The following is a 10,027-nucleotide window of genomic DNA, read 5'->3' as shown; positions in this document are numbered from 1 at the left end:
CTTACCCCCGCAAATTACCCCCGTTTTAGGAGCACACACGCAACAATAGCCTTCGAGACACGAAAACAGGGTGTTTCACGCCCGTCTGCGCCGCCACAACGACCATCGTCTAGCTCCCCGAAACGCCAACCAGACGATCAGCTCCATAGTGACAATGACCCTCAACACCACCTGGGGGTTTGGAGCCGTCGAAACGAGACCGTCTAGCAACATCACGAGACCAGCTAGACGACCAGCAAAAGACACCGCGCCCTAAAAGCAGAAACGGGCTGATACGAGAACGAATCCTCGTATCAGCCCGAAAACAGACCTAGCGATCGCGTTTAGTACTGCGGGTGGGAGCCTGTCAGCACGGCGCGTTTCTCGGCGCCTTCGCTGGCGGCGCGGACCTCGCCGAGCACCCACGCATCCACGTGACGGGCGGCCAGGATGGCCAGGGCGCGATCGCGGTCTTCCTCGGCAACGACGGCAGTCATGCCGACGCCCATGTTGAAGGTCTTCTCCATCTCCTCGTCCGGGACCTGGCCGACGGACTTGATGGTGCGGAAGATCGGACCTGGGGTCCAGGTGTTGCGGTGCATCTCTGCGACAAGGCCCTCAGGAATGATGCGTTCCATGTTGCCTGCCAGGCCACCGCCGGTGACGTGGCAGAACGTGCGGACCTCGCACTCGGCGGCCAGTTCTAGGCAGTCGAGTGCGTAGATGCGGGTTGGCTCGAGAAGTTCCTCGCCGAGCGTGCGGCCCAGCTCTTCCATCTCGGCGTCCAGGGGCAGGCCGGCGCGCTCGAGAAGCACGTGGCGGGCCAGGGAGTAGCCGTTGGAGTGCAGGCCAGACGATGCCATGCCGATGATGATGTCGCCCTCGCGGACCTTTTCAGGACCAAGCAGTTCCGAGGCCTCAACGACACCGACGGCGGTGGCGGAAACGTCGTAGTCGTCCGGCTCCATCACGCCGGGGTGTTCAGCGGTCTCGCCACCGAGCAGCGCACAACCTGCCTGGACGCATCCCTCGGCGATGCCGCCGACGATTTCAGCGACCTTCTCCGGCACGACCTTGCCAATAGCGATGTAGTCCTGCAGGAACAGCGGCTCGGCACCACAGACGACAAGATCGTCTACGCACATTGCGACGAGGTCGATACCGATGGTGTCGTGCTTGTCCATCGCCTGCGCAATGGCCAGCTTGGTGCCCACGCCGTCAGAGCCTGCTGCCAGCAGTGGCTCCTTGTACTTGCCCAGCGCGAACAGGCCGGCGAAGCCGCCGAGGCTGCCACGAACCTCAGGACGGGTGGCGCGCTTGGCGTGCGGGGCGAACAGTTCGACGGCCTTATCGCCGGCCTCGATGGATACGCCGGCGGCCTCGTAGGAAACTGGGGTCTGCTCAGTGGTCATTAGGCTTCAGCACCTTTCTGGATGCGTCGGACAAGGTCGGCGTTGGGGTTACCGTCGGGCAGCCCCAGGGGGTATTTGCCTGTAAAGCAGGCGGCACAAAGGTTGTCTTCGTGTTGGTTCGTGGAGGCGATCATGTCGTTGATAGGCACGAACGCGAGCGAGTCCGCCCCGATCATGGTGCGGATCGACTCCGCGATCGCCTCATCGGAATCAGTACGGCCGTGGTTGGCGATGAGTTCGCCGGGGCTTGCGAAATCGATGCCATAGAAGCACGGCCACTTCACCGGCGGCGACGCGATACGCACGTGCACCTCGGCGGCGCCGGCTTCGCGCAGCATGCGGATGAGTTTGCGCTGGGTGTTGCCGCGCACGATGGAGTCGTCGACAACGATGAGCTTCTTGCCCTCGATGACTTCGCGCACCGGGTTCAGCTTCAGGCGCAGGCCCAGCTGACGCAGGGTGTCCGACGGCTGAATGAAGGTGCGGCCGACATAGGCGTTCTTCATCAGGCCCTGCTTGAACGGGATGCCGGACTCTTCCGCGTAGCCGATGGCGGCGGGGGTGCCGGATTCGGGCACCGGCATTACCAGGTCGCCGTCCACCGGGGTGACGCGGGCGAGACGGCGGCCGATCTCGATGCGCGACAGGTTGACGGTCTGGCCGTCGATGATGGAGTCGGGGCGGGCGACGTAGACGTACTCGAACACGCAGTGCGCCTTCGGGGTCTCGGCGAAGCGTTCGGAGTGGACGCCCGCGTTATCAATCGCCACAAGCTCGCCCGGCTCGATATCGCGCACGAACGAGGCGCCGACGATGTCCAACGCACACGTCTCGGAGGCGATCACCCAACCGCCGTCGAGGCGGCCCAGCGACAGCGGGCGCACGCCGTGCGGGTCGCGCGCGGCGTAGAGGGTCTGGCCGTCGGTGACCATGAAGCAGAATGCGCCTTCGACGCGTGGGAGGAGTTCCCGTGCGGCGTCGAGAAGCGTCTTGTCCTCAGTGACCAGATCCGCCAGCAACGCAGACACCACAGCGGTGTCTGAGGACGAGCCCTGTCCATCCACGCCCGACGCCGGGATGAGCTTGCGCTCGATCGCTTCTTCTTCGAGTTCCTTGAAGTTCACCAGGTTGCCGTTGTGCGCCAACGCAATGTCGGTGCCATTGGGCGAGGTGCGGAACATCGGCTGGACGTTTTCCCAGGAGTTCCCGCCAGCTGTGGAGTAGCGGGTGTGGCCGATCGCCACATCGCCCTGCAACGCCTCCAGGACAGGTTCGTCAAAGACCTGGCTGACCAGGCCGGTGTCTTTAAACACCACGACGTTGTCCTTGTCGCCTACGGCAATGCCGGCGCCTTCCTGGCCGCGGTGCTGCAGCGCGAACAAGCCGAAATAGGTCAGCTTGGACACGTCCTCGCCCGGTGCCCAGACACCGAACACGCCACATTCGTCGCGTGGTTCGTCGTTGTTCTCGAAGTTGGTCTTCCCCGTGGGGCTCTTCGTATGCACGACAAACACTGTATCCGAGGAATGTCAGCGGAGGGCAATTACTGGAAGACCCGCCGCGATCTCGCCTGCGCGCGATCCGGAGGCGTCCACGTTGCCTTGCGCGAGTTCTTCCTCGAAGGTGGTTAAACCGGTGGCCAGTCGCATCCAGGTGCGGGGGTCCATCTCCACCACGTTTGGCGGCGTGCCGCGGGTGTGGCGTGGGCCTTCGACGCATTGCACCGCCACAAATGGGGGCACGCGCAGTTCCACGGAGTGGCCGGGGAGTTCTTCGGCGAGGGTGCGCGCGGTTCGTCGACAAGCATTTGCAATCTCGCTTCTCGACGACTCCTCATCCCCCTCGATCCATGCTTTGACCGCATCGACGGCCTGGCGTGTCAGTATCGGGTCCTGCTTTTGCACCATGTGGACCCATATTAAGGTGTCGGCATGCCCAATTCCCATGTAGTTGCTACCGAACGCTCCCCTCGCGTCACCCTGCGGTTTATGGCCTCCCCCACCGATGTGCTCCACTACGGCGCACAGGGTGTCTCCGGTGGTCGCGTGCTGGAGTGGATCGATAAGGCCGCCTACGCCTGCGCCGCCCAGTGGTCCGCCACCTACTGTGTGACCGCGTATGTGGGCCACATTCACTTCACCCGCCCGATCCCTTCGGGCCACATTGTGGAGGTGCGCTCGCGCATCGCCATGACGGGGCGATCCTCGATGCACATTGTCAACGAGGTGCTTTCCGCCGACCCGCGCGAGGGCGTGTTCACCCGCGCCTGCGACTGCCTGGTCATTTTCGTGGCAAAGGATCCGGACACTGGCAAGTCCATGCCTGTGCCGACATTCGTTCCGACCAACGCCGAGGAGCGCCGCGTGGCCGAAGCAGCAAAGTCGCGCATCGACCTGCGCAAGGCCATTGAGGCGGAGATGGAGTCGCAGACATACACCGACGACTCCACGGCGCAGCGCATCGTGCACCGCTTCATGGCGAAACCAACCGATGTGAACTGGGGCGGCAACGTCCACGGTGGCACCGCCATGGAATGGATCGATGAGGCCGGCACGGCCTGCACCATGGAATGGTCCGGGGAGCGCACCGTCGCCGTCTACGCGGGTGGTATTCGCTTCTACCACCCGGTGCACATCGGCGACCTGATTGAGGTGGATGCGCGCATCACCCGTACGGATGCGCGTTCCATTCACACCTCAGTGCACCTGCGCGCGGGCGACCCGCGTGGTGGCCGCGACAACTTGAAGGATGCGATCCACGCGACGTTTACCTACATCGGCATGGATATCGACGGCACCCCGCTGCCGGCACGTAAGTTCACGCCGGTGACCGACGAGGACAAGCGCCTCTGGGATCACACGCAGACGCTGAAAGACCTGCGCGCGCAATATGAGCCGGTGCCCATTGTGGAACAGGCACCGGCTATGCAGCGGACGGACTAGACGGCCGCGTTCGGCGCGGTTGCGGCTGCGAAGTGCGACGGCATGGTCGCAGCCCATGCATCGGCAAGCTCCTGCACGGAGATTTCTTCGCCGGCGACGCGCAGGACGCCGTCGCCAGTGGTGTCGCCAAGCACCGCCACCGGGATACCGGCTGAGGTTGCGCGCTCGACCGCTGCTTCCGCACGGTCGCGGGACACTGCTACGAGCACGCGGGATGCGGACTCGGAGAACAGCGCGGTAAACGCGTCCTCGTGGACGCCTTCGAGGTTCAACTCAGCGCCCTTCTTGGAGCCGAGCAGCATCTCGAACACAGCCTGGGACAGGCCGCCCTCGGACAGGTCGTGTGCTGCTGCTACACCGGCTGCGTTACCACCGAGGAACTGTGCGAGGCGTTCCTCGTTAGCAAGGTCCACCTGCGGCGGAAGGCCCGACAGGCCAGCGCCGGAGATGTCCTGCCACACGGAACCGCCGAACTCGTCCTTGGTTTCGCCGAGCAGGACCAGGGTGTAGTCCTCGTCGTCCGCAGGCAGGGCGTGCGGGATGGCCTGCGCAACGTCCTCGATGACACCGAGGACGCCAACCACCGGGGTCGGCAGGATCGGGGTCTCGCCGGTCTGGTTGTAGAAGGAGACGTTGCCGCCGGAGACCGGGATTTCCAGTTCGGCGGAACCGTCTGCCAGGCCGTGGACTGCTTCGCGGAACTGCCACATCACGTCCGGGTTTTCCGGGGAACCGAAGTTCAGGCAGTTGGTTACCGCAAACGGGGTGGCGCCGGTGACGGCGACGTTGCGGTAGGCCTCTGCCAGCGCCAGGCGTGCGCCCATATTCGGGTCCAGGTAGGTGTAGCGCCCCGACGCGTCGGCGGAGACGGCAACGCCGCGGTTGGTCTCTTCGTTGATGCGCAGCACACCGGAGTTGGCGTACTTGGCCTGCACGGTGTTGCCGCGCACGTAGCGGTCGTACTGCTCGGTGATGAAGTCACGCGAGCACAGTGCCGGGGAGGCAACCATCTTCAGCCAGGCATCCTTGATGTCCGCCTGCTTATCGACGACACCACCGCCCTGCACCTCATCCAGCCACGCCGGACGAGCGTACGGGCGCTCGTAGACCGGGCCCTCGTCAATCGTTGACGGCGGCGCGTCCACCACGAGTTCACCGTTGTGGAATACCTGCAGGCGGTCCTTGTCGGAGGTGACCTCGCCGATGACGGAGGCCAGCACGTCCCACTTGGCGCAGATTTCCATGAACTTATCCACGTCCTCCGGAGCCACGACGGCGCACATGCGCTCCTGGGACTCGGAGGCGAGGATCTCTGCGGCGGACATGTTCTCAGCGCGCAGCGGCACGTTGTCCAGGTTGACGGTCATGCCGCCGTCGCCGGATGCAGCCAGCTCGGAGGTGGCACACGACAGGCCACCGCCGCCGAGGTCCTGAATGCCCTCGACCACGCCAGCGGCGTAGAGCTCGAGGCAGCACTCGATGAGCACCTTCTCCGCGAACGGGTCGCCCACCTGGACTGCTGGGAGCTTGCGCTCTTCGCCTTCCTCGAAGGTGGCGGAGCCCAGCACGGACACGCCGCCGATGCCGTCGAGACCGGTGCGGGAGCCAAACAGGATGACCTTGTTGCCGGTGCCGGATGCGAACGCGAGGTGGAGGTCTTCCACCTTGAGGGTGCCCACGCACAGTGCGTTGACCAGTGGGTTGCCGGCGTATGCGGCGTCGAAGACGGTCTCGCCGCCGATGTTCGGCAGGCCCAGGCAGTTGCCGTATCCGCCGATGCCGTGGACCACGCCCGGAAGGACGCGCTTGGTGTCCTCGGCGTCGATCGGGCCGAAGCGGAGCTGGTCCATCACGGCGATCGGGCGGGCACCCATGGCCATGATGTCGCGGACGATGCCGCCAACGCCGGTGGCCGCGCCCTGGTAGGGCTCGACGAAGGACGGGTGGTTGTGGCTTTCCACACGGAAAGTCACGGCGTCGCCGTCTCCGATGTCCACCACGCCAGCGTTCTCACCGATGCCGGCGAGGATCTTCTTTTCCATCTCCTCGGTCATGGTCTGACCGAAGTAACGCAGGTGGGTCTTGGAGGACTTGTAGGAGCAGTGCTCCGACCACATCACGGAGTAGAGCGTGAGCTCCGCGTCCGTCGGACGGCGGCCCAGGATTGCCTTGATCTTCGCGTATTCGTCATCCTGCAACCCGAGTTCCGCGTACGGCTGCTCAAGGTCAGGGGTGTCGACGGCGTTTTCAACAGTGTCGTTGTGCACAGTCATGGTCTTTTACGCTCCGATCTTCGAAATCGCGTCGATGGCGGAAGTGAACAGGCCCAACCCGTCGGTGGACGGCCCGGTGAGCGTCTCAATCGCATGCTCCGGGTGCGGCATGAGCCCCACAACGCGGCCGGTTTCGTTAGTCACGCCGGCGATTGCGTTGATGGAGCCGTTGAAATTGTCGGTGTAGCGGAAGACCACGCGGCCTTCCTTCTCCAGCGCCTCGATGGTTTCCGGGGACGCCTGGAAGCGGCCTTCGCCGTGCTTGGCGGGCACGTAGATGCGCTCGCCTAACTGGCTGGTCCACGCGGTGTCGTTGTTGGCTACCTCGAGGTAGGTGTCCACGCAGTGGAAGTTCAGGCCCTGGTTGCGGGTCAGCGCGCCCGGCAGCAGTCCGGCTTCGGTGAGGATCTGGAAGCCGTTGCAGATGCCAAGGACCGGCATGCCCTTCTTCGCGGCCTCCACAACAGCGCCCATCATCGGGGCCTGCGCGGCGATCGCGCCGGAGCGCAGGTAGTCGCCGTAGGAGAAGCCACCCGGGACGACAACGGCGTCGACGCCAGTCAGGTCGTTGTCGGCGTGCCAGAGTTGCTTCGGCTCGGCACCGGCGAGGCGGACGGCGCGCAGCGCGTCAACGTCGTCGAGGGTGCCGGGAAAAGTAATGACTCCGATAGTTGCGCTCATCGCACAACCTCGAAGTCTTCAATCACAGTGTTAGTCAGCAGGGTTTCCGCCATGCGCTGCAGTTCGGCGTCGGTGACGGAGTCGTCCACCTCGATCTCGAATCGCTTGCCTTGGCGGACGTCGCTCACCCCCTCGACACCGATGCGGCCCAGTGCGCGCAGCACCGCCTGACCCTGGGGGTCAAGAATTTCGGCCTTGGGCATGACATTGACGACGACTCGTGCCATGAGAATCCTTCACATTTCGGGAGGTTGATCGACCTTTGCGGTACGGCAGCGAGTATATCGGACGGACAGACGCGTCCAGCAATATCGGATGACCGGCTACGTTAAGGGAATGTTTCGGGCTCGTCTGCTGTGGTTGGTGCTGGTGTCGTCGTTAAGCATCGCGCTTGTGCCACATGCTGAGGCGGTGGTGATCAACGAGGTCTACGGTGGCGGCAGCAATGCGCAGGCGCCACTGAACGCGGACTTTGTGGAACTGTTCAACCCCACCGGTCAGGACGTTTCAATCGACGGCTGGGAGCTGGAGCAGTTTTCCGCCAAGGGCAACTCCGGCACGGTGGTTGAGTTGTTCGGGGTGGTGCCGGCGGGTGGGTATTACCTGATCAGCGGGGTTTCCGGCGAGACGGGAGCCGATCTGCCGGCGCCGGACCGTGAGGCCGCGTTTAACTTTTCTGCCACGAGTGCGGTTGCGGTGCTGCGCAACGCGGACGGCGAGGTAGACCGTGTGGCTTGGGGTGATACGCCACCCGATCTCGCGGAGGGCACACCCGCCGAGAAGACGACGAACCAACTGTCCATCCAGCGCGTCACCGATGGCGCGGATACCGACAACAACGCCGCCGATTTCCGCGCGGGTGCCCCCACTCCGCGCAATTCTGGGATCGCGCAAGCAGATCCGCGGGTGTTGACCATCGCGGAGATCCAAGGCACCGGTGCGACCACGCCATATGAGTCATCGACCGTGATCACCACCGGCGTGGTCACGGCAGTCTACGACGAGGGCGGTAAGCGCGGCTTCTTCATGCAAACAGGCGGCTCCGGCCAGCCGAAACAACCCGGTGACGCCTCGGACGGCATTTTCGTGTTCGTGGGCAAGCAGGGCCACTACCCCGCCCACGGCGATTCGGTGCGGGTGGAAGGCACGGCGAAGGAGTTCTACGGCCAGACCCAGATTTCGGCGAGCAGCATCTCGCGTCTCAGCGACGCCCTGCCCGCCCCAACGCCCATCCCCCTCGATGCCCTCCCGGCCGGCGACGCCGCCCGCGAGCCTTACGAGGGCATGCTGGTCAGGCCCGGCGCCTACACCGTGACCGGCAATGACAACCTCAGCCAGTACGGCACCGTGGGTCTGGCACCGGGCGCCGAGCCGCATTTTTGGCCCACGGAAAAGATCCGCCCCGACGCCCACCAGGTAGCGCGGATGAGCGCGCAGCAGGCGGCGGAGTTCGTCAACCTCGACGACGGACGCACCCGCAACTACGCCAAAGAACCCAACATGCCACTGCCGTACATTTCCCCCACGAGGTCCATCCGCACATTCGACACCGTGGCCTTCCAACAAGATGTGGTGGTGGGCTACAACAACGGGGATTGGACGTTCCAGCCGTTGCGCCCAATCACCGGTCAAACCCGCGCCGAAGATCTGCCGATCACCTGGGACGATTCCCGCGCAGGCATCCTCGATGCGCCAGCGAAGGTACGCGGGGATTTGTCCATCGGGTTTTTCAACGTGATGAATTACTTCACCCACTTCCCCGACATCGACCCGGAGACCGGCTGCACGAACTGCCACCTGTTCCGCGGCGCGCACGATGCGCAGGCCCTCGCGCTGCAAGAGGCGAAGCTGGTCGCGGCGATCAACCGGCTCGACACCGCGATCCTCGGCCTGTCGGAGGTGGAGAACACCGCCCGCACCACAGGCGATGCCGCCCGGCGCGACGAGACGCTGCAGCACTTGGTCGATGCGCTCAATGCTGCGGCGGGGGAGGATCGGTGGGCGGTGGTGTCGTCGCCAAGCGAGCTTGGCACTCGCGAAGATGCGATCCGCGTGGCGTTTATCTACCAGCCGGCGAAGGTGCGCCCGGTTGGGCAGTCGCGCATTTTCGATGACTCCACGTTCACCGGCATCGCCCGCCAGCCGCTCGCCCAGGAGTTCGCGCCTGTCGCCGGCGGTGACCACATTGTTGCGGTGGTGAATCATTTCAAGTCCAAGGGCACAGTCTCGCGTAACGACGACGCCACCGCCGACGGCCAAGGCAACAACGCCCGACTCCGCGCAGACATGTCGCGGACGCTGCTGGAACACCTCGACATGCAAGACGACTGGCGCGACCTGCCCACGTTCCTCATCGGCGACTTCAACGCCTACTCCCAAGAAGACGCGATCGCCGTGCTCAACGACGCCGGCTACGCCACGATCCCGCAGGAACGCCCGTCGTATCAGTACGACAACAAGGTAGGCTCACTCGACCACGTGTTAGCCAACGATGCCGCGATGGACCTCGTGAAAGATTCCCTGGTGTGGGCGATCAACAGCGACGAACCGCTCATCGACGAGCCCGGGACCCCATTCCGGTCCTCCGATCACAATCCGGTGAAGGTGGGTTTCGACGCCACCAGCTCACAGTCGTTGTCGTACCTCCGCGCCGGGTGGATTGTGGGCGCGGTGTTGTTGATGGCACTGCTCGCAGCACTGGTTCTTCGTCCGAAACAGATTGAAAACAGTTTCCAATAGT

8 protein-coding genes are annotated in these 10,027 nt (G+C 64.3%); 2 read left to right on the top strand and 6 right to left on the bottom strand.

Features of this window, described 5'->3' with window-relative positions:
- Positions 1-323: 323 nt before the first annotated feature.
- The 3 genes from purM to HMPREF2690_RS07910 are packed head-to-tail and all read right to left on the bottom strand — an operon-like array spanning position 324 to position 3,298.
- Complete coding sequence (purM, locus tag HMPREF2690_RS07920; RefSeq protein WP_070614439.1) at positions 324-1,391, bottom strand: phosphoribosylformylglycinamidine cyclo-ligase; 1,068 nt, start codon at positions 1,389-1,391, stop codon at positions 324-326.
- Complete coding sequence (gene purF / locus HMPREF2690_RS07915) at positions 1,391-2,905, bottom strand: amidophosphoribosyltransferase (RefSeq protein ID WP_070820603.1); 1,515 nt, start codon at positions 2,903-2,905, stop codon at positions 1,391-1,393. Before purF ends, purM begins: the two co-directional genes overlap by 1 nt.
- Positions 2,906-2,920: 15 nt before the next feature.
- Positions 2,921-3,298, bottom strand: coding sequence for a sterol carrier family protein (locus HMPREF2690_RS07910; RefSeq protein ID WP_070422523.1), 378 nt, complete (start codon positions 3,296-3,298; stop codon positions 2,921-2,923).
- 24 nt (positions 3,299-3,322) lie between these two features.
- Here HMPREF2690_RS07910 and HMPREF2690_RS07905 point away from each other — a divergent pair, with 24 nt between their 5' ends.
- The gene (locus tag HMPREF2690_RS07905) at positions 3,323-4,333 is read left to right on the top strand and encodes an acyl-CoA thioesterase (RefSeq protein WP_070614438.1); all 1,011 of its coding nucleotides are present in this window, start codon (positions 3,323-3,325) and stop codon (positions 4,331-4,333) included.
- Here HMPREF2690_RS07905 and purL read toward each other — a convergent pair.
- The 3 genes from purL to purS are packed head-to-tail and all read right to left on the bottom strand — an operon-like array spanning position 4,330 to position 7,514.
- The gene (purL, locus tag HMPREF2690_RS07900) at positions 4,330-6,606 is read right to left on the bottom strand and encodes a phosphoribosylformylglycinamidine synthase subunit PurL (RefSeq protein ID WP_070820602.1); all 2,277 of its coding nucleotides are present in this window, start codon (positions 6,604-6,606) and stop codon (positions 4,330-4,332) included. The two genes, HMPREF2690_RS07905 and purL, sit on opposite strands and share 4 nt — an antisense overlap.
- A 6-nt stretch (positions 6,607-6,612) precedes the next feature.
- A complete protein-coding gene (gene purQ, locus HMPREF2690_RS07895; protein ID WP_070422520.1) occupies positions 6,613-7,287 on the bottom strand; it encodes a phosphoribosylformylglycinamidine synthase subunit PurQ in 675 nt (224 codons plus the stop codon).
- Complete coding sequence (purS, locus tag HMPREF2690_RS07890) at positions 7,284-7,514, bottom strand: phosphoribosylformylglycinamidine synthase subunit PurS (RefSeq protein ID WP_070422519.1); 231 nt, start codon at positions 7,512-7,514, stop codon at positions 7,284-7,286. Before purS ends, purQ begins: the two co-directional genes overlap by 4 nt.
- Positions 7,515-7,623: 109 nt before the next feature.
- Here purS and HMPREF2690_RS07885 point away from each other — a divergent pair, with 109 nt between their 5' ends.
- Positions 7,624-10,026, top strand: a complete 2,403-nt coding sequence (locus HMPREF2690_RS07885; RefSeq protein ID WP_083320348.1) for an ExeM/NucH family extracellular endonuclease — start codon at positions 7,624-7,626, stop codon at positions 10,024-10,026.
- Position 10,027: the final 1 nt, after the last annotated feature.

This window comes from Corynebacterium sp. HMSC034E11, from assembly GCF_001835905.1.
Lineage (GTDB): Bacteria > Actinomycetota > Actinomycetes > Mycobacteriales > Mycobacteriaceae > Corynebacterium > Corynebacterium coyleae.
This window is presented reverse-complemented; position numbering and strand designations above follow the sequence as displayed.

What these genes read in the sequence shown, in the direction of transcription:
- purM (WP_070614439.1), bottom strand. Translation starts at nt 1,391, where the DNA reads ATGACCACTGAGCAGACCCCAGTTTCCTACGAGGCCGCCGGCGTATCC.
- HMPREF2690_RS07910 (WP_070422523.1), bottom strand. Translation starts at nt 3,298, where the DNA reads ATGGTGCAAAAGCAGGACCCGATACTGACACGCCAGGCCGTCGATGCG.
- HMPREF2690_RS07905 (WP_070614438.1), top strand. Translation starts at nt 3,323, where the DNA reads ATGCCCAATTCCCATGTAGTTGCTACCGAACGCTCCCCTCGCGTCACC.
- purL (WP_070820602.1), bottom strand. Translation starts at nt 6,606, where the DNA reads ATGACTGTGCACAACGACACTGTTGAAAACGCCGTCGACACCCCTGAC.
- purQ (WP_070422520.1), bottom strand. Translation starts at nt 7,287, where the DNA reads ATGAGCGCAACTATCGGAGTCATTACTTTTCCCGGCACCCTCGACGAC.
- purS (WP_070422519.1), bottom strand. Translation starts at nt 7,514, where the DNA reads ATGGCACGAGTCGTCGTCAATGTCATGCCCAAGGCCGAAATTCTTGAC.
- HMPREF2690_RS07885 (WP_083320348.1), top strand. Translation starts at nt 7,624, where the DNA reads ATGTTTCGGGCTCGTCTGCTGTGGTTGGTGCTGGTGTCGTCGTTAAGC.